Below are 25,790 nucleotides of genomic sequence, written 5' to 3' on the forward strand. Positions count from 1 at the left end.
CAGCCAAGAGACGGTTCTTTCGGCACATGACACACAATCCGCCGAAACAAGTGAAAAAATTTAGAATACCGGTAAACAAAACCGGACAGATATCATGGTTTTGTCATCTTTTTTTAATCAAATGCAGATTCAAGTTTCTTTGAACAAGTGCCGATTTAAATGATTCGAAAAAGATTAAAAAGAAAAATTTTACATTGAATTTACATATATCCTGCTGTATTATTTAGACATTATCATATAGATAATGCAACACTATCAAAAGCGGGGAGGTCCCATGAAACTTACCATCAACCAAAACCCAACGGCATTACTCGCCGCAAAAATGCTTGAAAAGACCAACACCGGGTTGACGAACTCCCTGGAACGAATCGCAACGGGCAGAAAAATCAACTCGGCGGCAGACGATGCCGCCGGCATGACCATTGCCAACAGCTTGAGAAGTCAATCTCTGGCGGCCGGCCAGGACATTCAGAATTTTAACGACAACGTCTCCATCACCCAAACCGCTGACGGCGCGTTGGGACAGATCACCGATCTGCTCCGGGATATCAGAACCCAGGCAGTGGATGCTGCAGGCGGGAGTCATTCCCAGGAGAGCCTGAACGCCATCCAGTCTAATATTCAAGGTTCTCTGGATGCCATTGATGATATTGTAGACACGACATCCTATAACGGACAAAATCTTTTGGACGGTGATTTCAACAGAAACGGATTTTCAATCTCGTCCGCGTATACATCAACCCTTGGCTCCCAGGAAACAGGCTTTTTGTCCGACATTGATATCACCACTCCGGAAGGAGCCCAAAAAGCCCTTGAAACCCTGGACCTTGCTATAGACCAGGTTGGCCGGAACCGGTCCTCGGTGGGTGCCACCCAGAACCAGTACACTTCGGATATCAATAACCTATCCACCACCCGGATCAACCAGATGGCCTCAGAATCTGAAATCAGGGATGTAGACATTGCAGAAGAAAGCATCATTCTAAACCAAATGAAACTGCTTAGGGATGCGAACATCTATGCCTTGAATAAATCCAATGATGCCCAAAATAACCTAGTGAACCTGCTGGGATAATTTGATTCTTGACAACAACATTGACGTTAGGGAGAACACATGAAAAAAGAAATACCTGCACTGATGCTGGGAATGATGGTTGTTTTCGCAGTGATATTATCCGGTTGCGGAGGCGGTAGTTACAAGTCCCAAACTTTGGAACAGGCACCAAACGTTCCCACCATTGAGAACGCTACAATTGAGTTGGTCCAAAAAGAAGCGCCTCTCAGCGCAGGTCCATATGCAACGGTTATTATAAACAACTTCCAAGCCTCTGATGAGTTCAGGCGCGATTATGCGGACGCCTTGAATTATTTCCAGCTCTCCCTGGTCAGCAATCTTAAAAGCAAAAATCTGTTTAAGCGTATCGTTGAATCCAACAGTGCCGTACCTGCGGGCAATTCACTTGTTGTGGAAGGTAAAATCCTGGATATGCGCATTGCCAGTTCCGGTGCACGTATATGGGCAGGGGCCATGGCGGGGTCTTCCTACATGGTTGTCTACCTGAAACTTAAAGATGCCGCTCTGGGCAACATTGTCCAGGAAAAGATCATATCCACTTCCAACAATGCTTTTGCTGCGGCATGGTCCGGCGGCAGCAATGATCAATCGCTGCCCATGGACATGGGGAAAATTATCAGTGAATATCTGGCCACAGTAATTCCCGCTCAAAAATAGCAACGGAAGCCCGGAACACGTTCCGGCGTCCGAACAACCAGACCAAAAACAGACTGGAAAAATTAATTTTCCAGTCTGTTTTATTTTTGATTAGAACCCCGTCAAGCTGTGAGCCCTGTTACTGCTGCTCCACATCTACAGCCACCTGGAGACGGTGGTTGCCGCCGCCAAGCACCGTGCCCCGGACCGGGGTGACATCCCCATAATCCCGGCCCCATGCCAGTGTAATATGCTGATCAATGGGCATAACATCGTTGGTGGGGTCCATATCCACCCACCCAACACCCGGGATATAAATGGAGAACCAGGCATGGGAGGCATCAGCACCCACCAGTTTTGGTTTTCCGGGCGGGGGCTGGGTGTTCAGATAACCGCTGACATACCGGGCAGCAAGCCCCATGGCCCGAAGGCAGGCAATGCCCACATGGGCAAAGTCCTGACACACCCCCCGTTTTATTTCAAAAGCCTTGGAAAGGGGTGTAGATGTAGAGGTGGCATTGGGGTCGTAGGCGAATTCGGTAAAAATCCTGTGGGTCAAATCAAGGGCGGCGCGAAGTACCGGGGTGCCCGGCGCAAATATTTCAGCAGCCCATTGTGCAACCGCTCTATCGGGCTGGATCATGGGAGAGGCAAAAATAAATTCAAAGGCTTCCAGATCCCTAACCGTTTCATACCGCATCATCGTCTCTTTCACCTGTTCCCAGGGAGGGGTCTGATCCGGCACCAGCCGGGCTGCCGGATGAAGCGCGACCTCGGCCTCAGCCAGGATATCAAGCTCGGAATGGGGGCTTTCCAGACAAATATTGACCACGGTATTACCAAAATAATCCTGGCGCATGGACCGTGCAGACGGTTCCGGTTTCAGAGAAACCCGGCTGTAGGTACAGGTCTGGTATTCTGAATTCCTGGGTATCAGCACCAGTTCACTATGGGACAGCGAGGCAGGCGACTCATATTGGTAATGGGTCCGGTGGCTGATTTTATATTTCATTGTTCACCATTCCGACCACAGGGATCCCCTTATTCTCAAACTGGCCATTGAGCTGTTTTTCCGTTTCAATCCGGCTTAAGTAGTGCTGGGTGATGCTGTCGGCAAACTCTTGCAAATCATTGTTCAATTTTTCCAAAAGCGTATCCAGGTTGGGCAGCACATGCTTTTGCCCAAGTGTCATCAACTCCTGTGTGTCTGCCAGGCGCAGCCGGGTAGTGAGATCCAGAATAATCTTTTCTTCCTTTGTCCGGAAAGGAAACGGTTGAGACCTGGGCAAATTTTCCAAGTGTACGTGAAGGGCTGCCAGCTGAAATCCCACAGATCTTGGATTTATCTCATCCAGCAGAAGCAGGTCCACCAAGGGTTCCATGTGAATGGTGGTCCGGTACCGGGTGTGATAAGTAATGCGGCTGTCCGCGACCTCCAGCACTGCTTCAAGGTCGTTGGCGTTCGGAATCGTATGCCCCTGGATCAGACTGCTCATGACGGTTGTCATGTGAAGGGCCCGCTCAATCCGACGGCCCATGTCCATGAACCGCCATCCCATCCCCCGGGTCATGCTTTCCAGGGCAAGGCCTGCAAAGGCAGACATGTTCAGGATAATATCGCTGAGCATTTCCAAAATCTCAGCGCTCTGATTTTTAGGATTGATCCGGACCAATCCTTTTTCAATGCGCCCAAAAATCTGCCAGGAATCATCAGAGAGTCTGTCCCTTACACGGTCTGCCACCTGGATGGCATTGTTCAGACAGTTAAGAATACTGCTTTGTATCTGAACCCCATAGATGGACCGGTATAACTCTTTTTCAATAAGGCTTACTGAAAACGAGGCATCAGGCCGGCCAAGATCTTCAGAGATAATTTTCAAATTGGCCATGGCTCTGAGAAAAAACGGCATTTCACTGACCTTGTCCAGTTGGGTTTCGCTGTGCACCCGCATCAAAACGCTTCGAATCACCCGCAGCATCCCCTCTGTACGTTCCATGTACCGCCCCAGCCACAGCATGTTATCAGCCACCCGGCTGGGCAAATCACTTCCCCTGTGAATTTCAAAGGGGGTGGAAAACCGGTGAAGCATGCTTTTGAATTCTGTGGGCCGCTCGGACAGGCACCATACATCTTTAGCCCCCTGCCCTTTTCCCCGGGTACCGGACAGAACAAGGGCCTCCGGGTCATTTGCCACCCGGGCCAGCCCGCCGGACATAACAGCAGTTTCCACCTGGTCGGAAATTTTTGCAGCCGCTGTGACGGCATTCTCCGTAATGGAAGAAGAGAACATACGCACAGCCGTGTACCTGTTTTTTACCCCCTGTTCGGACCAGACCGGTACGGTAAACGGTTCAACCGGATAGCGTCCTGCCCAGGCATAGGGCGTGGCCTGAATAGCTGTGATCAATTCTTGTTTTTTAGGACCGGTCAGGGACCGGGTATGCACCACCTGGGTGTGGGCCGGGCTAAATGCACTATAAAGGGTTATGGGCCGGGCACCGCTTTTTATCTCTTCCACCACCCGATGCTGAGTCTCCGGTATTCCCAACCAGAATGAATCCGTATTTTCAAGGATCAGGGGCTCACCCAGAATATCCCGGCATAACTCCGGCATCAGGGCAAACAAACCCGGAGACTCAAGCACACCGGATCCAAGCGAATTGCTTATGGCCACATTGCCTGCCCTAACCGCCTGAACCAAACCGGGGATACCCGGAAATGCCTGGCTTGTGCCCAGCAGGGGATCACAGGTATAATCCGGAATTTGACGCAAAATAACATCCACCCGCTGGAGTCCACCCAGGGTCTTGAGAAACACCCAATCCCCTCTGGTAGTTAAGTCATTGGCCTCCACCAGAGTATAGCCCAGATACCTTGCCAGAAAAACCTGCTCAAAATAATGGGTACCGGAAGGGCCTTCACAGAGCATTACGATGCGGGGCTCCTGCTGTCTTTGACCCGAAATTTCCATCAAAGACAAATTCAAATACTTAAAAAAAGGGGCCAGGCGCTGGACTTTTCTATAGTGAAACATTCTGGGCAGAATCCGGGTGAGGATCACGCGGTTTTCCAGGGCATACCCGGTTCCGGCCGGCGCCTGGGTGCCATGGGACGCCACCTGCCAGCGGCCATCGGCCAGGCAAATGAGATCCGAAGAAAAAAGGTGATGATCCGGGGTAACGCGATCCGGACCAAACCGGCACTGACGAAGAAATCCTGGATTGCCAAATATCAGCTCCGCAGGAATTAACCGGTTTCTGATAAAATCCTGGCGGCCGTAGATGTCTTTAAAAATCAAAGCCAAAAGTTTTGTACGCTGCTGGATGCCGTGCTCAAGGGTCTGCCAGGTATGGCTTGAAATGGGCAAAGGGATGGGATCAAGGGCCCAGGGCCGTTCTGTGGCGGTTTTCGGATTGAAAACATTGTAGGCAGATCCGTGCTCGTGAATAATCTGCCGCGCTTTTTTCCAGCGCTGGGACAGCTCTGCGGTTCCCAGACTGTTAAGATATTTTGCCAGTCCGTCCCAAGGGGGCTGCATCTTTCCGCTGCTTAGATCAACAGCGGTACTCCGGTTTAATATATCCGTGGTAAAAACCGGGATAACAGGTTTGGCCCCGGACGGTCCCGGGTCATCCCCGGGGATGGGTTCATTGGTCGGACGCATTCGGTTTTTGTCTATATCAACACTGTTCTCAACATATTCCTATCAAAGGGAATCTATCATAATCACCATAGTTCAAAAGGTATTAACCATAATTGATTCTTTCAAAAGACACAAGATTAAAAACCGGTTTTGCAGGGTAATCCTAATCAAAGGGTCTATAAAGCTTGACTTCCCATATTTTTCTCATATAATTTAAATAGCGGTTAGGGTTGACCTGATCTATCAAACACCAAAAGGTCATCCCACAACAAAACATGAAAATACTTCATCAACTTATTTGGACTCTCATATAACGGCCATGGGCCGGCTTTGGTCTATCTACACCCAGGATTCGGCCCACAACTAAAGATAGAAAGAATCCAGTTAGTTGCTGGAGACTTTCATATAAACAGCCACAGGCTGACCTGACATATCAGCTGCCAGGCATAGCCCACAACAAAGCTTGAAAGATCTGAGTAACTTACCCAGACTTTCTTATAGAACCGCAACAGGCTGACCTAATTTTTTCACCGTGGTTCGGCCTACAACGAAAGCGGCAAGATCTACATAGGTTACACAGACTTTCTCATAAAAAGTCATCATCATTAAGGCCATTAATACCTTTTGAGGAGAATGCCATGAAAGAAATTCTGATAAAAACGGTTATGACCCCCTTACTTGATTATGTGACCCTCAAGGAAACGGATACTGTTTATGATGTATTCCAGGTCTTGGAAAAAACCAAATCAGATAGCCGCCAATCCCACAGGGATGTTATTGTCGTTGACGACAATGGCAAGTTCAAGGGAAAAGTGACAATGCTTGATATTTTCAGAGCGCTTGAGCCCAACTATAAAAAACTGTTCCAAAACTATAAAGACGGAACACTGACCAAGGATTATGTGATTAATGCCATGCGGGATTTTAACCTCTGGATGGAGCCCATTAAAAGTATTTGTGAGCGCGGTGCCAATATCAAGGTTGCCGAAATTATGCATGTACCTGTCGAATTTGAATATCTCCAGGAGGACGATTCCCTGGAAAAAGCGCTGCATGAATATGTTATGGGTGTCCATCAGCCCCTGATCGTGAAAAACGGCGACACGGTCACCGGTGTCCTCAGATTCTGTGATTTATTTGAGGTAATCAGGGAAGAGATGCTGGCCTGCCCACTTCCGGAATAACAGCCATGGGTTGACCTGATCTATGGACACCCAGACTCAACCCACAACAAACAATGGAACTAAAGACACCAACAATTCAGGGATAAAATGGGCGCCGCAGGCGCTTCGACACCTTGTATCTTGTCTATAGTTTCATAAAAAATTTGCACACTACCCCTCCATGAAGACCGGGTGACTCTCTGATTCCTTGTTTAGTGTGCCAGGGAGGCGAAAAACGCAGGAGGGTCACCCCCCTAAAAGGGTTAGAAAAATACCCGCTGCAATCACAGTGCCGATAACACCCGCTACATTGGGTCCCATGGCATACATGAGCAGATAATTTTTCTTATCCGCTTCCATACCTACCTTATGAACCACCCTGGCAGCCATGGGTACGGCCGAGACACCTGCCGCTCCCAGCAGCGGATTAATTTTATTTTTGGAAAAAAGATTCATGAGTTTAGCCAAAAGCACCCCTGTCATGGTGGAAACCACAAAGGCAAAAAGCCCAAGGCAAAAGACAAATATCACCTGGGGTCTTAAAAAATTCTCTGCATTCATGGTGGCGCCCACGGGCACCCCAAGAAAGATGGTAACAATATTCATCAGTTCATTCTGGGCGGCGTTATGGAGACGCTCTACCACGCCGGACTCCCTGAACAGGTTGCCCAGCATAAACATGGCGATCAACGGCGCTGATGCCGGAACCAGCAAGATGATTACGAAGGTGGAGACAATAGGAAACAGAATCTTTTCAAGCTTTCCCACCTTTCTGCCCTTGGTCATGCGAATTCGTCTTTCGTCTGCGGTGGTCAAAAGCTTCATCACCGGGGGTTGGATAATGGGCACAAGGGCCATGTAAGAATAGGCGGCCACGGCACAAACCCCTAAAAGGGAGGGAGCCAGCTTGGTTGCCAGAAATATGGTGGTGGGCCCGTCAGCACCGCCGATGATACCGATGGTTGCCGCCGCTTTCAGGTCAAATCCAAAGGCCTGGGCCGCAAAAAAGGTGATGTATACCCCTGCCTGGGCCCCGGCACCAAGAAAAATCAGCCTGGGGTTGGCAATAAGCGGCCCAAAATCCGTGAGCGCCCCTAATCCCAAGAATATTACCGGTGGAATGATCTCCCAATGGATACCATACTCGTAAAATTTCCAGAGCAGCCCTTCATGGGGGGTCATAAGTCCGGCCAAAGGCAGGTTCACCAGGATGATTCCGAACCCGATGGGCAGCAGCAAAAGGGGTTCATAGGATTTTGAAACGGCAAGGTAAATCAGGGTCAATCCAATGATCCACATGACCACAATGCCCGGGGTGACATAAAACAAACCCGTGGTCTGAAACAGGGAATACAAATCGCTCATTTATCCCCTCCATGCCCTGCAGTTTCCTTGACTTTCTTTCTTGATTCCAGTGCGGTGACTGCCGCTCCTGTAATCTTGATGGAAAGGTAAAGAAAGGCCATGCCAGTGAAGACCCCCAAACAACCTGTGAGAAACACCCTGACCCCATCTCCCATGATTTATTCCTTTTCCTTTATCGCCGCATGGTCCCGCATGATTCTGGGCAGGATCATCTGATGCTGGGGACAGATGGATTTGGGATTCTGGTAGGCAGCACCTGCAAAGGCCTGCATATAATGCCGCAGGTCGGCAAGCCGTACCACCTCATCCACCATGCCGTGTTTTGCACAATATAATGGGGTGGACGTGTCCTTGTATTTCTGGGCAAGGGCGTTCATTTTCTCCACCACGGGTTCAAGATCCCGGCCCGCTTCCTTCTCCTTGACAAGCCGCCTTGCATAGGTGGCCACCGCAGCCGTCTCTCCGTGCATAACACAAATTTCAGTAGCACAGGTACCCAGGGTAAAGGCATTGTTCCGGTTGGCCTGGGGACCGCCCATGACATAGTGGGCAGCGGCCGTTCCTTTGCGCAAAATGGCAAGCATCATGGGAAGCCCCGACTGCTGGATGGAGTAGACCAGGGCCTGGCCCAAACCTAAAAGCTCGGCTTTTTCGGCAATATCTCCCACATCAATGCCGGAGGTGTCCTGGAACCAGATCACAGGAATCCTGTCCCGGCCGCAAAGGGTCACAAATTCGTTCATCTTTAAAAGCCCCTGGCGGTACAGCTTGGCACCCATACCGGGATAATCGGCGTATTCAGGATACCCCTTGCCAAGATACCCCTGGCGGTTTCCGATGCAGGCCACAAGCAATCCGTCCACCTTGCAGAGCCCGGTGTAGATCTCAGGACCGTAGTCGGGACGATATTCCATATGCTCGGAGCCGTCCACAAGCCTTGCTAAAATATCGTCAAAATCATATACGGTCTTGGAGGCGATGGGCAGAAGACGTAGGACCTCTTCAGCATCAAACGCAGGCGCCTTGGGCTGGGTCACCCTGAAAAATTCAGGATCATAGGCCGGCAGCTTTTTCATATAATCTCTAACGCCGTCCAGCACCTCTTTTTCTTCCTTGTACACAAAGCGAAAAAAACCGGTGTGATCATAATGGGTGGCTACTGATCCGGGCGGCTTTTCCCGGTGTTCTTTGGCTCTTTGGACCAGGGCTTCGGCCATATCCACGGTAAACCCGCCCTGGGGGGCCATGCCGCTGACAATGCCGGCGCCTCCAACGGCCATATTGCACTTTTCATGGGCAAACAAAACCGTGGGACTGATGGACTGGTAACCGCCGCCGGCAGGGTTGGTCCCGTAAATTGCCGCCAACACGGGAATGCCGTCCTGCTCAAGTTCGGCATGCCTGAAAAACGGGGTACCGGAACCCCTTCGGTCGGCATAAAATTTTTCCTGTTCGGTAAGCTTGGCCCCGCTGCAATTCACCAGCCAGACCAATGGAATATTGAGCCGTTTTGCAAGGTCTGTAACCCGCAAAATGTTCTCGGACTGACCAGCCAGCCAGGCACCGGCCATGACTTTATTGTCAAAACCGATCACAACCGCCCATTTGCCTGCAATTTTTCCAAGACCATCAATGACATTGGTGGTGCCCTCAACATTGTCCGCAGGATTATAAAGCGTATGAAGCGGGGTCCAAGTACCCGGGTCCACGATATACTCCAGGCGTTGCCATACGGTCATCTGGCCGCGCTGGTTGATTTTTTCTTCGGGAAGTCCTGCATTCTTAACCTCGTCCACGGCGGCTAAAATATTTTTTTCCGCCGCAAGCACCTGTTCGTAGTTATTCTGGGTACGCTTTATGGTCCCCTTTTTAAGTGCTTTGCCAAAGGGCGTCATGTTTTCAAAATAGGATTTCATTTATTTTTCCTTTGACGCCGGATCAATCGATAACAGCCAAAAGATCATCCTCTGCCACCGCATCCCCCTCCTTGACGACGATCTTAGAGATAGTGCCGGAGCAAGGCGCAAATATGGGGGTTTCCATTTTCATGGCTTCTATAACCAGAATTTCGTCGTCCTCTTCTATGGCCACGCCAGGTTCAACACTTAAGCTGACAATTTTTCCTGACAGGGGTGCCAATACGTCTTCAGGCATGTGTATCTCCTTATTTAAATAATTATCTGTTCGCTTTTCTGATACCCAACTGATCCAGGGCAATAATCCATTTGCAGATATTGGCGGAACCTTCCACCATGGCATAGGTGGGCGCATCCCGGTAATAACGGGCCACGGGATATTCAGTGGAATAGCCGTAGGCACCCAAAATTCTCATGGCGTAGTTGGCACATTTATACGCCACTTCGCCGGCCATGTATTTGGCCATAGCCACATCCATACCGTTGTTCAGCCGGCCCTGGTCCTTGGCCCAGGCCGCTTTGTGAACAAGCAGCCGGGCAGCTTCGATTTCCGTTGCCATCTGGGCGATCATGTCCTGGTTCATCTGGAATTCGCCGATTTTTTTGCCGAACTGTTTTCTCTGATTACAGTATTTCACGGCTTCGTCCAAACAGGCCTGGGCCAATCCCACGCCGCCGGCAGCTGCAGACAAACGGGTCTGGTTCAAAGATGAAAATACAATTTTAGCACCATCACCGGGTTTGCCAAGGATATTTTCCTTGGGCACCTTAACATTATCCAAAAACAGTTCCCCTGTGGGAGAAGAATGGGAGCCCAGCTTCTCCAAAGAAGAGGTTGTGACGCCGTCAAAATTTTTGGGTTCAATCACAAAGGCGGACAGTCCTTTGGAACCGGCAGCTTTATCCGTATAGGCATAGTAAAGCATGCAATCTGCCACATCGGCATTAGAAATCCAGGTTTTGTTACCGTTAAGCACCCAGTGATCGCCCTTGTCTTCGGCGGTGGAAGCAATGTTCATGACATCAGAACCTGCATCCGGTTCGGTGATGCCGAACCCGCCGATGTATTCGGCCGTGCACAATTTCTCCACATATTTTTTGCGGACTTCTTCATTGCCGTATTTATAAATGGTGTACGCACAGCCCAGCACCTGCATATTCACCTGGACCCGCAGGGATGAGGAGGCCTTGGCCAACTCCTCGGTCACAATCATGGCAGCCAGAAAACCCAAATCTTCACCACCATATTCTTCGGGAATCACGGTGCCGAAATATCCCATTTCCCCCAAAGGACGTATCACCTCTTTAATGGGCAAATAATGTTCCTCATCCCACTGGTCTGCAAAGGGAACGATCTCTTTTTTTGCAAATTTTCGGATCTCTTTCTGGAGCATTTGCAGCTCTTTGCTTAATTCAAAATCCATTTTATTCTCCCTGGCCTGTATTGAGGTGTATTAATCCTTAAAATTGTGATTCAGATAATGAGAGGTGGATGACTTCTCTGTTGAAATCATTATCATCATTGTTTATAAGAAAGTCTGGGTAACTTACTCAGATCTTTCAACATTCGTTGTGGGCTGGGCCTGGGTGCTGATAGACCAGGTCAGCCCATGGCTGTTATAATGTAAGTGATAATTAAAAATTATGGAACAAATTAATCCTGAAATTCGCAACACGGCCAAGGCGGTTTGTTATAATGACAACGGCGCCATCCTGATGCTCAAGAAAGTATATGAAGACGGTTCTTTTGTGTTCACCCTGCCCGGTGGCAGCCAGGAGCCCGGAGAAAGTATTGCCTCAGCGCTGATCAGAGAATGTGAAGAAGAGATCGCAGCCACTGTTGTACCGGGTCAGCTGCACTATATTTGTGAATACATCAAAACGTCCCACACACCCGGTAAACCTCTCCGGCATAAGGTAGAGTTCGGGTTTAAGTGCACGCTTCCTGCCGGCTACACCCCACAGATGGGGCTAAAGCCTGACTCCCACCAGGCTGAGGTCCTGTGGTTATCTCCGGACCAGCTCAAGACTGCTGCGTGCACACCTGACAGCCTGACTCTGTGCCTGGAACCGCACACCCTTGCCCCATTTATTCACTCGGATGCTATGATAACCAATCCATGATTGTCCGGGTAGCCTGATCAAAATCAGCACCCCCGGACAGAGCCAAGACCCGGCAGGGCGCAAGCAGATCAAGATACTGATCTTCAGACGGATTTTGGGGCAACCCCTTAGCAGGCAGATAAAACAACCCTGTATCTTTCATAATGGCTTGCAGCAGCGGCCTGTGATGGGCAAGCTTTATCTCTTCAGATTTCATGGGTCCTGCACCCAGCCGCCAGTTGAGCAGCACTAGCCTGTCCAATGGTGCGTTCAGCCGGAACCGGGCCGGGCCATAGCATTGATCAATCATCACATCATATTTGTGTTCCAGACGCCATAACGCTTCCTGGGGCAGCTTTTTAAAATCCGCCTGCTCTTGGGCCGTCAACACCCCGCAAAGAGATGGATTGTTCAGTGCAGTGCCCGGATTAATACGGGGCCATTTGGCCACACCGGACATCACAAGATGTCCCCCGGTTTTTTCCATCACCAGCCGGTCATTGGATACAAAATCAGCCCCGACATTCATCAGGTGCAGGGCCAGTGTGGACTTTCCCATACCTGAAAATCCGGCCACGGCAATACCAAGGCCGTTGCTGAAGACCGCTGCGGCATGGCCAAGCAGCCCACCTTTATTGAGCTTATACTCAATGAACCGGTTATTGATAAAGTTGATCACCTGATTTGGGTAGGAAAGACAGGGGCCTGCCACCAGATTTTGATCCCCGCCAAACACCATGATGATACCTGAGTTAACTTTCCGTACCACACGCCCGGTATCCAGCAAGGCCCACTCTTCTTTGATTTTTGTCTTTCCCGGGCCGGGTTTCTGGGGAGTTAACGGACAGCTCAGGGAGGGACCCGGGCCCTCAATGGCCTGGATATGAATCTTTACCCGGCCATGGGGGGTGCCCAGCAGCGGCAGAAAGTAGCGGGTAAGTTCTTTTTTAAACGCCTCACTGCTGCATTTGATTTCAATGGTACAATCATCCAGGGTCAACAGAAACGGTTCTGTATACCTGACATCTTTTGACAGTGAATCAACCAGATCTGCCAGATTACAGGCAGTCTCATTTTGAGATGGTGTTGATGACATAGGCGGTATACTCCTTTGCAGCGTCAATGGACCTGGCTTTTGACAGCCCCTTGAAACCACCAAAGGCGGAGACTTCAAAAACCATGGGCCCCTGGGGGGTCAGGGCCACATCCACGCAGGTAAAATCAAGGCCAAACAATGCCTGGGCGTTGCGGGCAAGTTCAATAATTTGCGGATCAGGATCAAATGCCTTGTACCGTCCGCCCGAAGCAGTGGTTGTATTCCACGCCCCTTCCCCACGGCAGCGGGCATAGGTAGACAGATATTTTCCCCCAAGGAACACAATACCAAGGTCCTGTTCTCCCAGGTCAATTTTTTGTTGGATGTACATCAAAGGGTTCGCCTGTTGAAACCGAAGAACTTTCCCACGGCAGGCATCACCTTTTTTGATGACACACATCCCTTTGGCTTTTGTGGAAAACAACGGTTTAAACACGGCCTGGCCATATGTATCCACAGCATCCACTGCCATATCCACATCTTCGGTAACGCTGGTCAAAGGCATGGGGATATTGCCGGCCTGAAGCGTTACGGTACATGAAATTCTGTTAAGAACCCCTAAAATTTTAGCCGGGCTGGAAAATATGGGCAGCCCCCTTTCTTCTAAAAGCCTTAAGATTTCCAGCCGGTCCAGTAATTGGGGGGAATAGGCCGTGCCGATCTTTTTTATGATCAGCGCATCCAATGTGCTTAAATCAATGTCTTCATACCACGCCTTCCCCGAAGGCATATCCAGACGGACGTGCGCCATGTCGATGAGTAATCCGAAGCCTGTGGCCTGGGCCACCGCATCTGCCAGCGCTTTGGATGACCATCCGTCCTTTACGCCCACAACACCAATTTTCATTTCAACTCCTCACGTAGAAACTGTTCCAACCGCTCTATCATCTGTCCAAGTTCAGGCTGCTTTACCTTTGCTGCCGCCTGTTTGGGCGCCATCCATTGCCGTCCCCTGTGCCGTTCCTGCCATTGGGATTCCGGCAGAACCTCGGCCACCTGTTGCGCATACACACAAACCGTGCATTCAGCGCCCCACTTGGGATAGGTGTAACTGCCAATGGCTTTTTCAGATACCGGGCCCATTACTCCGGCTTCCTCCAAGGACTCTTTGGCTGCCGATTCCTGGGCAGAAAGTCCCGGCTCATGAATCCCTTTGGGCACCACAAGATGTTTTCGTTTGCTTGACCCGATTACCAGAACCTGCAGCCCCTGGTCCGTCTGTTCAAAGGGAATCACGGCTGACTGGGTATAATAATAAGCAGGACGTGGCCTTTGTTCCGGGCCATCGGGAAAAGGAAAGGGGAATAGCGCCGGCAGATCTTCACAGGAAATTGAAAGCTGTGTTGACCACTTGCCGGATGTCACAGACGGTTGGATGTTTTTCAGCCGGACCAACGTATCTGTCTGCACAACCGGTAAATTCTCATGCGATCCAATCACCAGAATATTGTTGTCCGATTCTCCGGCTTTTGTGATTGCCGTGACTACCTGATTAAAATCCTGCCAATTGCCCATGTCCACGCGTTTTGCCAGGTACGTTCCTTTTCCCATGGCCTTTGTCAGCTTATGGGCAAGTTCCTCATACACATCAGCGTTCTGGTACAACACCCTATTAATTGGGATCTTTTGTCCGGCAAGATAGGCACCCACCCGTTGGCCTACCCGCTTTTGTTCGTCGGACAGCATGTCATCTGGCAGTTCACAGACATATAGATAAAGCTCAGATATCACAGGTACAACACCTCCTCCGGGAAAAGAAACGCCTGCCAGCTTTCTTGTCCCTCATTGAAAACAATCACCTTTTCAAGCAGGAAATTGGCGCGCATCACCATATCTTTTACAAATTCTGAGTTAAGCTGAAACCGGGTGGAGGTATAAAAGGACCGTGCCAGCGCAATGGCCAGCCGCACATCAAAGGTGGTGTCATGATGTTCATGGGCAAAGGTTTTCGCAAACCCATAAAAATCGCGAATGGCCATATTAATCTGGTCCCTCACCGGTGACTCAAATACAGGCAGGCGAAAATTGGAGATCAGGTACACGGCCACATCCTGGATATAGTCTGCGCTTTTGGACCTGTGGACGTCAATGAAATGTATGGTATCTGTATTTTCATCATAGATAATATTATTGACATTGAAGTCGCCGTGGATAAATACACTGAAAGGGGCCGGCAGCAGCCGTTCAATGCGCATGCACTTTTCCACCAGGGTGGCGGTGGAGTCAACTTCAAGGTCCCCTAAAGTTTGCTGCCTGCGCAGATAACTATGCACCTGGAGAATGGAATCAAGCCGTTTAAGCACCTGATCCATATACGAAGTTTCCATGGCGCCGACTTTTTTTGTCGATGGCCAGACTTTTTCTCCCAACACTTTACGTAACGCGTTCAAGGCATTGCCGGTCAAATTGCTGTTGTCACCCAGGACAATTTCCTGAAGATTATTGCCTGAAAAAAATTCCACCAGTAACGCGCCTGTATTTTCGTCCTCCTGGTGGAAGGTCAGGACCCTGGGTGCAAGTCCCGGGGCGATACCCTGCCACCTGTCAAGGTTCTCCTTTTCCTGCCCAATTTTTTTTAAGCTGCCTGTTTTAAATATGGCCTGTTTTGCAGGGCCTGTTGCCACGCTGGTGGGTTCATTGGCCACTTTACTTATATTACAGCCGGATCTTGTCCCCCAATAGGAGTGCAGGCTGAGACGGTCCAGGGAGATATCCATGTCGGATTTGGCAAGGGTCTGCTGCAGGGCTTCAAATTGCCGGATACGGATCTTTTCGCCAAGGATGGCAAACAGGATGGCTTCCCCGATCTTGAGCAAAGCGTCCCCGATTCGTTCCATATACCTGAAAATAAAAAGAATGGTGATATATGATTCTATGGATTCTCCATCACGGAGTTCAGCCATGATGCGTTTAAAATTTTTCAGATAAAGCCGGTCTATTTCATACTCGCAATGGCAAATACTCAATGCAAGGCCGATGTCCTTGTCATCCAGGGCCGGCAGTACCTGTTCCAGGCACTTTTCAATAAGGCCAAACATGGATTTGGCATCAAAGGTCAGCCACAGGGAACGGTCAAACAGATATTCCACCTGGCGAACAATGTTAACGCTGAAGCTTGAAATTTGCTGAAGGTTGGTACTGATGGCATGAACCGCCCTGGCCCTGTTCACCTCGTTTTGTCCGCGATCCGGCTGGGTGAGGATCAGTGAAAAATAGCCATTTTCAACCGTGACTTTCAGGTTGTCAATATAGCCTTCACGCTCCAGCACCCGCAATCCATGGGTCTGGTCAAAGCTATTGAGATAAAACGCGGTGGTTGCCACCTGCCCCATCACCTCAATAAGAAGAAAATGAATATCCTGGTTTGCCTTGGGTTCAATGGCCATGATTGATCCGGTTCATCAGGAAGAAATTTTCACAGGCTTGGCATCATCCTCGAGTTGAAACTCTTTTTTATCCGTCCACCGCATTTCCAGAGTCAACCTGTTTTTATTCCCTTTTTTGCGTGCTTCAATGGAAAAATGAAGCAGATTACGTATTTTAAGATCAATACAGTCATCCTCTGAGGTCAGGGTGATTTTGCCTTCATCAATGGAGCGGATGATCGATTTCAGATATCTTCGTACAGAAGCGACATCCTGGATCGAATCATATGAAAATTTTTGTTTTGCCATATATATAACTTTCCATGTCTATTTTCGTATAACGGCCACGGGCCGCAAGCCCACAACAAACAATGAAACTAAAGACACCAACAATGCAAGGCTAAAATAGGCGCCGCAGGCGCTTCGCCCTCTTGTTTCTTGTCTCTAGTTTCATATAAAATTCACCCCTTCAGGCGGGCAGCATACTCCCGGATGACCCAGGTCCGGTCCATACCGGCCTTGAGCAATTGCTTTTGAATCTGCATATCTTCCCATGCCGGTTGAAATCCTATCTCCCTGGCGGCTTTTTCCCGGTCCCTGGCTTCAGGATCTCTTACCTTTTCACTGAAATGGGTGTCATCGCCCATGAACACCAGCAACGGCCTTGAATTATTCACCTGCTTGTTACGCCGGTTTAAAACCGTCACCAAAAACTCCGTATATTCCTGGGACTGCGGGTTCCACACTTCATATCCGTCCACATCATAGTCTGCCAGAAGAATGGGCCAGAACTGTTCCGGATGGGGAATGACAATGCCGGCACCCAACGCCCTTGCCTCTTCAATCACTTCACTTGTGCGGTAAAAATAGCTTAACGGGAACCCTTCTTTCACCTTATATTTAACAGCCCGCAAAAAAGTTTGGGTACGATCAATCAAATCACGGTCATGATCCGTTCTCAAAAGATCCACATAATCGCGAATGAGCTTATTTTTGATAAACGCAGGCGGCACTGTATCGTAGTTTTCGTCCAGCAGTGTTTCCAGTTGCCGGGCCTGGTGTCTGGCCAGCTTGATGACCTCCGGTGTGGCACCGGTTTCCCTGGCTGCCCATTGCAGAATTTGGTCATCGGGCCGGGTCAATGCACGCAAATAATTAAAAAGCTGGGAAGATCTGTATGTAAAGGTGTGTTTAAGGATATTTTTAAAAACCGAGGCCTGCGCCAGCGTGTCTTTTCGGAAATGGATCAACAGTTGAACCTTGCTGTGAAACCCGCTGGAATAGCAGTCTACCTCCACGCCGGCATGCCCGCCATATTCCATGATCTGGTTGTGCTGGGTGGGGATGACCAACTCCTCCCGTCTATTGGGATAGAGGTGGTTCACCCGTTCCCGGATGAACTCAATGGGAATGAATTCCGGATGCCAGTGCACCGCCAGAACAGCCCCCTGCCGGGGATAGACGCTTTCTGGACGGGTTATCCACTCTTTTTGTGTGGCATTTAACTCAGTGGTAATACAGACATTAAACCGTTGCCGCTCTTTTTCATGTATGTCCGGGTGAATTGATTTCAAAAAGCACCTTGTTGCACAATTATGTCAATATGGATCTATCTAAAGAACCTGCAAGGCCAATGGGCTAAATCCATTTTCTTGCAGTCACATGTACCACATTTCATGGGAAAGGAAAACGTTGACAGTCCCGGATACACCGTTAAAATGCCCCACAATGCTCACATCTAATACAATTCTAACATACGATCTAAAAGCGCCTATGCTGCTTTGGAGGCGTCTTCAAGGGGAACAACCAGGGGGTAGCCCTTATGCCGGATAATTTCAACCGGCAGTCCGTAGACTTTTGTAAGCAGGTCTGAGCGGATCTCTTCAATTTTTCCCGCCCCGAACACCGTGTGATTTTTTAAACAGAGATACCGGTCCGCATATCGAAGGGCCGAATTCAGGTCATGCATGGTCATGATCACCGCAAGGTTGTGGTCCTGTGCAATATCCCGGACAAGGCTTAAAATCCGCGTCTGATTTTTTAAGTCCAGACTGGAGGTGGGTTCGTCCAGCAGCAGGATATCGGTCTCCTGGACCAGGGCCCTGGCAATGGCCACCTGCTGCAACTCTCCGCCGGAAAGTTCATACAGGTTTTTAAGGGCCATGTGGGTCAGGTTCAGATGCGCCAGCACCGACCCGACTTTTGCCAAATCTTCTTTGGTGGCTGTAAACCGCATATGGGGATATCGCCCCATGAGGACAGCGTCAAACACCGTAATCTTGCCTGCTTCATTATACTGGGCCACGTAGCTGATCTCTTTGGCAATTTGGCGAATATCCATGGCTTTTAAAGATTTATTTTTTACATGAATCCGGCCTGTTGACGGGGTTAAAATTTTATTTAGGCATTTGAGTAGTGTGGTTTTTCCCACGCCGTTGGGCCCTAAAATTACGGTGATTTCACCCCGGGGGATGGAAAAACTGATCTCCTCAAGAATTTTAACGGATTTATACTTAAAACCAATTTGGTCCACGTTCAGGATCATCTGGGATCGCCTTTAGTAATAAGGTAAATAAAAACCGGTGCCCCTAAAAATGCGGTAAAAATAGAGACCGGCAGCACATGGGGCAGCATAACAAGGCGCGCCGTCATGTCTGCTGCCAGAAGAATCAAGGCCCCGGCCAGAATGCATGCCGGCAGCAGAAACCGATGGTCGTCGCCGATGATGCGCCGCACAATGTGAGGGGCAACCAGGCCCACAAAACTGATAATGCCCACAAAGCTGATGATCAAAGCAGTCGTCAAAGAGGCGGCCAGCATACCGGAAAGCCGTACCCATTCCACCCGTATGCCGATGCCTTTGGCGCTTTCATCCCCAAGGGCCATGCCGTTGTAATCCCGGGATTTTACCAGGAAAAAACATAGCAGTACAAACACAACCGGGGCCACCAGCGCAATGTCATTCCAGTCCGCCCGGGCCAGGTCCCCGAACGTCCAGAACACCATGGCTGCCAGTTGCACATCATCGGCAAAAAATTGCAGCAGCATGGTTCCGGCGATAAAAAGGGAGCCCAATGCCACGCCGGTGAGCACCATCACCTGGGCGGATGCCCCTTTTTTGCCGGATATAAAGATGATGATCAACGCGGTGAGAATGGAAAATGAAAAAGCCGTTGCCACGGTGATCACCGGACTTGAAATGGCCACGGCATCACCGGAGGATGATGCCATCACCCCGGTGCCCATGATGATCACGGACAGTGCCGCCCCGAATGCGGCCGCATGGGAGATGCCCAGGGTGAAAGGTGAGGCCAAGGGGTTTTTCAATACCGACTGCATCACGGCACCGGAAACCGCCAGGCCCGCCCCGCTTAAAATCGCGATGACCGTCTGGGGCAGCCGGATTTGCCATACGATCAGATCCGCCTTTCGGGACGGCGCCTCCAGCATCAATGTCCGCACCACGTCCAGCAGGGGAAGTTTTACGGCCCCTTTGGACAAAGAGATGAGAAACAGTCCGACCATCAGACTGAACAGGGCAAAAAGCAACCAGGATTTTTTACGAATATACCCGACATAGGCCTTGGGCACACCGCCATGATCAAAATGCATGCCCTTTATTTTGACCCCAAATCAACCGGCTTGAATGCCGTGTTCCGGAACAGGGCATCCATGTCTGCATATACGTTGGCGGATAACAGAAAATCATAAATTTCGTCTGCTTTTTTGGCCGGGTCCACATCGGCAAACTGGTCCGGATATAGCACCTTTCCCACATACCAGGCATCGGCCAGGATGGAACCAAAATTCTGGGTGTACCAATTATAGGGCAGCACCCCGTATACCCGGCCATTTAGCACAGCATCCAATGCCTGGAATACAGGATCTGTTTTCAGTTCATAAAGCCCGCCATGGCCTTCTCCCATCTGCAGGGTGGAAAGGTCCAGGAACAAAACGTCAGGATTTTCCTCCAGCAGTTTCTCTTTGGAAAACGTTGACTGGGTGAGGGTTTGCATTTTAACTTCAGATGTCCTTGCAATGTTGGCGGCATTCACGAACTCAAAGGGCGGATAATTAGGTTCTGTGGACAAAAACCCATGGGGGCCTTTATGGGCAATGCCACCGACAAAACACGTCTTTTTATTTTCAATGGCTGCGGTGCGCTGGTTGAGTTCAGCGATCTGGTTGTTAAAAAAGCCGATCAGTGCCTCGGCCCGCTCTTCCCGGTCCAGCACCCGGCCGATGATCCGTAGACTGTTGTAAATAACATCCCTTTGAGCGGCAAGATTGCTATATCCGAGCACCACCACCGGGATACCGGTTTTTTGTGATAACTCAACCGGGTCATACCCCATGCCCGCATAGGTTTTAAAGATAACCTGGGGCGGTGTTGAAAGCCCCAAAATTTTTTCAGGATCATCGTTTCCCCTGAACTCACCGAATACCGGCAGCGTTTTGTACCGGGGATTGGCAATGGCATAGGGCCGTGCATCAAATTGATTCCTGGCCGTTTCCATATCATCCACCGCCACCACCAGATCCTGGGCATTGAGATAGGTGATCAGACGCAAGGCGCCCGGACCCGAGCAGATAATGCGGCTGACGTGGTCCGGTACCACTACTGTTTTACCCATGCTGTCCAAAATGTCTTTTGCATTTGCCGGAAAAACAGACAACATCAAAAACAGGCCGGCACATACCAATGCAAGTTTTGTTTTCATGTTAACTCCTTGAAATAAAAAAAGCCGCAAAGGTCCGACGCCTTTAAATTAAAAAGGATCTCGGTCGCCTTCGTGGCTTAGGATTTTGTATGTCGAACAAACACTGCGTAGCGGCTGCCTTCGGACAGCATTACGGCCATCCTATTTAACAGGTAATCAAGTGTCAAGGCAGATGTGGTATGGCGGGTCTGAATCGATAAGAATAATCCATGGATCTTTTACCCGAGGCTTATCGTTTCCCGGTACCATAATGATCAATGAACGCACGGACGACCGGCAAAAGCGTTGACAGATCATCATTCAGGGGATCAAGCACCGGCAGTTGCGTGGTTGTCTTCAATTGCTCTGTATACCCAATAAGGTCTTCCCGGCTGCCGCCTTCACCGTTCAATGTCACAGCAATCACCTTGGCCCCGTACATTTCAATGAGCTTGATCTCATCTTCGACCGTGGGCAGGCGGCAACCAAAGGCCTCCACCGTGTCAAAAAATTTTCTGAAAGGCGCATGCTGCAGGATCACCCCCTTTGCGCCAGCGGACACAATAAATTCCGCGCCGCAGGGACCTAAAGGATTGCGAAGAGCAGACTGCCCCTCCAGAATCATGAGGTCCGGATTGGATTTTTCCGCACATTCTACAATGGCCGCTTCAAGCTCGCCGCAAACAAAATCATTGGGTGTAGCATCCAAAATAAATCCATACGGGGAGCCCTGGAGCCAACCGGTCTGCCCGGTGAAAATAAATTCCGTTTTAATCCCCTTTGACCGGCACATCTGCATGAGCATCCGGCTGGTGGTGCGTTTACCCACTGCGCAATCCGTCCCCAGTACGGCGATTCTGGGCGTGGCGATCTCAAAGACTTTTCCGGTCCAGTATTTGAGCTGGTCAAAGGGTTTGCTGCGCCTGAAGTCAATGATCTCAACATTGTATTTTTCGGCGGCTGTCTTAAACGCTGGGATATCTGATAAAGGCATATGCAGTCCGTTTACAATGGAAATCCCCTGGGACATGACAGCCAGAACAAGCCTCTGCCAATCTTCATCCAGCCGTCCGCCGCACAGAGCCACCCCGATGACTGCATAATCCGGGGCTATACCGCCGGCGTCGGTGAATGCCCGGACACTGGGGAAAATGGGAATATCCCTTGGAATACCGTCCAGCACAACGCCGGCATCCTTTCCGGAATTGACCTCGTCAATGACGCCCAAGATCTTGAACCGTTCCGTTCCCCGCACAAGGCCGTGGGCGGTTTTGGCATCATTAAGGTGGAACAGCCCCCGGGTCAGGACCACGGCGGTTCCCATATAAGTCTGGTTACTATTTTCTATCTGAGTTTGGTTCATGGTATCATTTAATCTTTTTTGTGTTAATTGTTAAAGGATACGGACTCCCAAGCCCGGCCGATCCGTCAGACGCATCACTCCATCTTCAATGATAAATCCTTGATCCACCATGTCTTTGGCAAGATCCAGGCTGCCGTCAAGATCCAGGTATCGGGTGGCAGGGCTTGCAAAGGCAGCATGAAGGGCGGCGGCAATGCTTGCACGGCTTTCGTCCATGCACCCCCACATCAGTTTGATGCCGCAGTGCCGGGCGATCCGGGCAATTTCCAGGCCCTGTGCAATACCGCCGCATTTCATCAGCTTAATGTTGAACAGCCCAAAGGGCAGGGGTGGATGGATCAGGGCGTATGCGTCGGCAGGTTTGTGCAGACTTTCGTCAGCCATGGAAAAATTCCGCTCATCTTCGGACAGATCTGCCATGGCCGCTGTTTTGTTCACATGGAGGGGCTGCTCCACAAATTCCAGATTCGTTCCCTTCGTGCCTGCCAGAAATTTTTTATACTGCTCCACGTCGTATCCCTGGTTGGCGTCCACCCGGATGCGGACATCCGCATTGACGTATGCCTTAAGGCGGCAGACCCGTTCGATGTCCTGATCCACATCCATGCCTGTTTTTACCTTGAGGATCTTGAATCCCCGGCCGGTATATTCATCCGCTTCGGCCAGCATCTCGTCAAGGCTTTTTATGCCGATGGTGATGGATGTGGGCATGGCGGTGTGCACCCGTCCCAGGATCTCCACCAGGGGGCGGTTCAAGGCCTTGCCCATGAGATCGTGCAGGGCAATATCCATGGCTGCCATGGCTGCAGGCGTTGCCGCCATCTTTGTTTCCATGATTTTAAGCCGGGAAACGGCATCTGCCAAATCCATGCCTTCAAAAAGGGCGCATGCCTGTTCGTTTAACGCCTTCTCACAGGCATCAATACTTTCACCGGTGACATCTTCAGCCGGAGACCCTGCCCCGATGCCCACAAGCCCCGTGTCAGTTTCAAGGAGAACAAACAAATTTTCCACATGGGTGAAGGTATCATAGGCAATGGTGTAAGGCCGCGTTAATTCCAGGTTTTCCCTGAAAACCGTTACTTTTTTTATTTTCATATGATTTCAAATGATATGTTTGTTATGGTTGCATCAATTGAGGCCCGGCAGAGGTCATGTACCGTAATAAACACACATTTCATGACAAAGTCGGCACCAAATTTTGTCATTATACAACCGATGTCAACTGTTCTCTTAAGAATACATTAGGAAGCCATACAATGGAAAATGAAATTGTCATACATAACGGTACGCTTTTGACCATGGAACAGGGGTTGCCTGTCATTAAAAACGCCTTTGTCCGTATCAAAGGGGATAAAATTGCTGAATGCGGCCCGGCTGTTCCCGGTCGGAATTGGGAGGGGGCGGCCCTGATTGATGCCGGCGGCGGGATCATTATGCCCGGACTTGTGAACGGACATACCCATACCCCCATGTCCATGTTCCGGGGGCTGGCCGATGATCTGCCCCTGGATGTCTGGCTCCATGAGCATATTTTTCCTGCCGAGGCAAGGGAGATAAACCCGGAATCCGTGGCGAAATGGACGGCCCACTCCTGCCGGGAGATGCTGGCCGGCGGCATCACCACATGCTGTGACGGCTATTTTCTTGAAAGCCATGCGGCCCAGGCCATGGCAGACGCCGGTATCCGGGCCGTGGCCGGCCAGGGCGTGATTGACTACCCTGCCCCGGGCGTCCCTGATCCTTCCATCAACATTGCGCATGCCAAAAACTTTATCGAAAAAACCCGCGCCCTCTCTCCCCGGGTGACCCCGTCAATTTTCTGCCATTCCCCCTACACCTGCTCAAAACAGACGCTTACGGCAGGAAAAAACCTTGCCCGGGATAATGGGGTCCTGTTCCAGATCCATGCGGCAGAGACCCGGGCCGAGCCGGGTATGATCAAAGAGAGCAGAGGCCTGTCCGTTATCGCCTATCTGGACAGCCTGGGTATCCTTGATCCGGACACCCTTTTAGTCCACTGTGTGTGGCTGGACGAAAAGGACATTGAAGTTATTGCCAAGCGAGGGTGCGGGGTAATCCACTGCCCGGAATCCAACATGAAACTGGCATCCGGGGTAGCACCGGTGCCGGACATGACCGCAGCCGGTCTGACCGTGGGCCTTGGCACGGACGGGTGCGCGTCCAACAACGACCAGGACATGTTTTCCGAAATGGACACAGCCGCCAAACTGCATAAGGCGGTGCGCCTGGATCCCTGCGTTATGGATGCCCGTACCTGCCTGAAAATGGCTACCATTGACGGGGCAACGGCCCTGGGACTGGGGGATGTAACAGGTTCCATACGCCCGGGGAAGGCTGCGGACATCATCGTGGTAGACACAACCGGTCTTCACATGACCCCCATGCATGACCCCTATTCAGGGATAGTATATGCCGCAAGGGCTTCGGATGTCCTCTTGACAATGGTAGACGGCAAAGTGCGCTTTAAAAGATAATCTGCCTACCCTCCCCTTTGGGCCGCACAGACGGGCTATAATCCGTTAGCTGTAGCGGATCGGAATAATTCAGGCCGGATTTTTACTTAATGCAACCGGATCGCTTTTTGTGTATATTAATCGAATTTTTATCCAGAAAACATATAAGGAATTAAAATGAAAGTTGATTTAGATAAGGTCAGTTATGTGCTTGGACAAAGTGTAGGCGGCGATTTTAGAAGACAGGGATTTGAAATTGATCCTAAAATTTTTACGGATTCATTTATTGAGGCGTTTAACGGCAAAGAATCAGAAATGCCTGTTGGTGAAATGCGGCACATTATGCAAAATTTTCAAAGGGCAATGGAAGACAAAAAACAGGCAAAACGGATGGAATCAGAAAAAAAGAATATTGAAGCCGGGAACAAATTTCTTGAAGAAAATGGTAAAAAAGAGGGGGTTCAAACCACTGAAAGCGGACTTCAGTATAAAGTGATCATTGAAGGTACCGGAAAAAAGCCGGCTGCCACAGATACCGTTGAAACGCATTATGAAGGCAAGACCCTTGATGGTAAAATCTTTGACAGTTCGTACCAACGTGAACAAACAACAACTTTCCCCCTCAATGGTGTCATTAAAGGTTGGACGGAAGCGCTTCAGCTTATGGCTGAGGGATCAAAATACGAATTGTATATTCCATCTGAACTTGCCTATGGATCAGCCGGCAGTGGGGGAACGATTGAACCGTACTCGACATTAATTTTCACTGTTGAACTTGTTGCAATAAAATAACGGTCATTGGCCGACCTGGTCTATCGATACCCAGACTGAGCCCACAACGAGTGTTGAAAGATTTATCAAAACAAACCTCGGCGGCCCATTTTGAT

At 50.0% G+C, this 25,790-nt stretch carries 24 protein-coding genes; 6 read left to right on the forward strand and 18 right to left on the reverse strand.

Translation table 11 applies throughout. The features are described 5' to 3' along the window. The first annotated feature begins 274 nt into the window (after window positions 1–274). Both B147_RS0114065 and B147_RS0114070 read left to right on the forward strand, forming a co-directional pair. Window positions 275–1,075, forward strand: coding sequence for a flagellin (locus B147_RS0114065; RefSeq protein ID WP_020587836.1), 801 nt, complete (start codon window positions 275–277; stop codon window positions 1,073–1,075). Between the two features lie 39 nt (window positions 1,076–1,114). Continuing rightward, window positions 1,115–1,732, forward strand: a complete 618-nt coding sequence (locus B147_RS0114070) for a DUF4410 domain-containing protein (protein ID WP_020587837.1) — start codon at window positions 1,115–1,117, stop codon at window positions 1,730–1,732. 118 nt (window positions 1,733–1,850) lie between these two features. Here the strand turns inward: B147_RS0114070 and B147_RS0114075 are convergent, their stop codons facing one another. Together B147_RS0114075 and B147_RS0114080 are read right to left on the reverse strand one after the other, a co-directional pair. Then, window positions 1,851–2,723 (reverse strand): transglutaminase family protein, encoded by an 873-nt coding sequence (locus B147_RS0114075; RefSeq protein ID WP_020587838.1) that lies wholly within the window; start codon window positions 2,721–2,723, stop codon window positions 1,851–1,853. Further along, window positions 2,713–5,376: a circularly permuted type 2 ATP-grasp protein gene (locus B147_RS0114080; protein ID WP_020587839.1), complete on the reverse strand. Its 2,664-nt coding sequence runs from the start codon at window positions 5,374–5,376 to the stop codon at window positions 2,713–2,715. Before B147_RS0114080 ends, B147_RS0114075 begins: the two co-directional genes overlap by 11 nt. 617 nt (window positions 5,377–5,993) lie before the next feature. On the opposite strand from B147_RS0114080, the gene B147_RS0114085 reads away from it, so the two are divergent. Further along, window positions 5,994–6,539 (forward strand): CBS domain-containing protein, encoded by a 546-nt coding sequence (locus B147_RS0114085; protein WP_020587840.1) that lies wholly within the window; start codon window positions 5,994–5,996, stop codon window positions 6,537–6,539. A gap of 225 nt (window positions 6,540–6,764) precedes the next feature. Here B147_RS0114085 and B147_RS0114090 read toward each other — a convergent pair whose 3' ends face one another. The 5 genes from B147_RS0114090 to acd are packed head-to-tail and all read right to left on the reverse strand — an operon-like array spanning window position 6,765 to window position 11,223. Then, the gene (locus B147_RS0114090; RefSeq protein ID WP_020587841.1) at window positions 6,765–7,883 is read right to left on the reverse strand and encodes a sodium ion-translocating decarboxylase subunit beta; all 1,119 of its coding nucleotides are present in this window, start codon (window positions 7,881–7,883) and stop codon (window positions 6,765–6,767) included. Continuing rightward, the gene (locus B147_RS32165; RefSeq protein WP_020587842.1) at window positions 7,880–8,038 is read right to left on the reverse strand and encodes a hypothetical protein; all 159 of its coding nucleotides are present in this window, start codon (window positions 8,036–8,038) and stop codon (window positions 7,880–7,882) included. The genes B147_RS0114090 and B147_RS32165 overlap by 4 nt, the downstream gene beginning before the upstream one ends. Before the next feature lie 3 nt (window positions 8,039–8,041). Then, window positions 8,042–9,799, reverse strand: a complete 1,758-nt coding sequence (locus B147_RS0114100; RefSeq protein ID WP_020587843.1) for an acyl-CoA carboxylase subunit beta — start codon at window positions 9,797–9,799, stop codon at window positions 8,042–8,044. A 22-nt stretch (window positions 9,800–9,821) separates the two neighbouring features. Continuing rightward, window positions 9,822–10,037, reverse strand: coding sequence for a biotin/lipoyl-containing protein (locus B147_RS0114105; RefSeq protein WP_020587844.1), 216 nt, complete (start codon window positions 10,035–10,037; stop codon window positions 9,822–9,824). Window positions 10,038–10,059: 22 nt separating this feature from the next. Further along, window positions 10,060–11,223, reverse strand: a complete 1,164-nt coding sequence (acd, locus tag B147_RS0114110) for a glutaryl-CoA dehydrogenase Acd (RefSeq protein WP_020587845.1) — start codon at window positions 11,221–11,223, stop codon at window positions 10,060–10,062. Window positions 11,224–11,443: 220 nt separating this feature from the next. On the opposite strand from acd, the gene B147_RS28415 reads away from it, so the two are divergent. After that, on the forward strand, window positions 11,444–11,923 hold the full coding sequence (locus tag B147_RS28415) for an NUDIX domain-containing protein (protein WP_020587846.1): 480 nt from the start codon (window positions 11,444–11,446) through the stop codon (window positions 11,921–11,923). On the opposite strand, the gene B147_RS0114120 is transcribed toward B147_RS28415, so the two are convergent. From B147_RS0114120 to B147_RS0114170, 11 genes are all read right to left on the reverse strand, one after another. Beyond that, complete coding sequence (locus tag B147_RS0114120) at window positions 11,904–12,998, reverse strand: HprK-related kinase B (protein WP_020587847.1); 1,095 nt, start codon at window positions 12,996–12,998, stop codon at window positions 11,904–11,906. The genes B147_RS28415 and B147_RS0114120 overlap by 20 nt on opposite strands. Beyond that, window positions 12,973–13,845, reverse strand: a complete 873-nt coding sequence (locus B147_RS0114125; protein WP_020587848.1) for a GAK system ATP-grasp enzyme — start codon at window positions 13,843–13,845, stop codon at window positions 12,973–12,975. Before B147_RS0114125 ends, B147_RS0114120 begins: the two co-directional genes overlap by 26 nt. After that, window positions 13,842–14,729: an NUDIX hydrolase gene (locus B147_RS30315; protein ID WP_020587849.1), complete on the reverse strand. Its 888-nt coding sequence runs from the start codon at window positions 14,727–14,729 to the stop codon at window positions 13,842–13,844. The genes B147_RS0114125 and B147_RS30315 overlap by 4 nt, the downstream gene beginning before the upstream one ends. Beyond that, a complete protein-coding gene (locus B147_RS0114135; RefSeq protein ID WP_020587850.1) occupies window positions 14,726–16,384 on the reverse strand; it encodes a PhoU domain-containing protein in 1,659 nt (552 codons plus the stop codon). The genes B147_RS30315 and B147_RS0114135 overlap by 4 nt, the downstream gene beginning before the upstream one ends. A gap of 15 nt (window positions 16,385–16,399) precedes the next feature. Beyond that, window positions 16,400–16,672, reverse strand: a complete 273-nt coding sequence (locus B147_RS0114140) for an amphi-Trp domain-containing protein (RefSeq protein ID WP_020587851.1) — start codon at window positions 16,670–16,672, stop codon at window positions 16,400–16,402. A 152-nt stretch (window positions 16,673–16,824) separates the two neighbouring features. After that, window positions 16,825–17,937 carry a hypothetical protein gene (locus B147_RS0114145; protein WP_020587852.1) on the reverse strand — a complete coding sequence of 371 codons (1,113 nt, stop codon included), beginning with the start codon at window positions 17,935–17,937 and terminating at the stop codon, window positions 16,825–16,827. 197 nt (window positions 17,938–18,134) lie between these two features. After that, a complete protein-coding gene (locus tag B147_RS0114150; RefSeq protein WP_020587853.1) occupies window positions 18,135–18,908 on the reverse strand; it encodes an ABC transporter ATP-binding protein in 774 nt (257 codons plus the stop codon). Beyond that, a complete protein-coding gene (locus B147_RS0114155; RefSeq protein ID WP_020587854.1) occupies window positions 18,905–19,975 on the reverse strand; it encodes a FecCD family ABC transporter permease in 1,071 nt (356 codons plus the stop codon). The genes B147_RS0114150 and B147_RS0114155 overlap by 4 nt, the downstream gene beginning before the upstream one ends. Window positions 19,976–19,980: 5 nt before the next feature. Beyond that, window positions 19,981–21,084 (reverse strand): iron ABC transporter substrate-binding protein, encoded by a 1,104-nt coding sequence (locus B147_RS0114160; RefSeq protein ID WP_020587855.1) that lies wholly within the window; start codon window positions 21,082–21,084, stop codon window positions 19,981–19,983. Window positions 21,085–21,313: 229 nt separating this feature from the next. Beyond that, entirely contained in the window at window positions 21,314–22,426 is a 1,113-nt protein-coding gene (locus B147_RS0114165; protein ID WP_020587856.1) for an N-acetyltransferase DgcN family protein, read from the reverse strand. Window positions 22,427–22,456: 30 nt separating this feature from the next. Further along, window positions 22,457–23,524: a mandelate racemase/muconate lactonizing enzyme family protein gene (locus tag B147_RS0114170; protein WP_020587857.1), complete on the reverse strand. Its 1,068-nt coding sequence runs from the start codon at window positions 23,522–23,524 to the stop codon at window positions 22,457–22,459. Between the two features lie 161 nt (window positions 23,525–23,685). Here B147_RS0114170 and B147_RS0114180 point away from each other — a divergent pair, with 161 nt between their 5' ends. Then, complete coding sequence (locus B147_RS0114180; protein ID WP_020587859.1) at window positions 23,686–24,924, forward strand: amidohydrolase family protein; 1,239 nt, start codon at window positions 23,686–23,688, stop codon at window positions 24,922–24,924. A gap of 156 nt (window positions 24,925–25,080) precedes the next feature. Beyond that, the gene (bamJ, locus tag B147_RS0114185) at window positions 25,081–25,695 is read left to right on the forward strand and encodes a BamJ family beta-barrel-assembly machinery protein (protein ID WP_020587860.1); all 615 of its coding nucleotides are present in this window, start codon (window positions 25,081–25,083) and stop codon (window positions 25,693–25,695) included. Window positions 25,696–25,790 lie beyond the last annotated feature (95 nt).

This window comes from Desulfobacter curvatus DSM 3379, from assembly GCF_000373985.1.
GTDB lineage: Bacteria > Desulfobacterota > Desulfobacteria > Desulfobacterales > Desulfobacteraceae > Desulfobacter > Desulfobacter curvatus.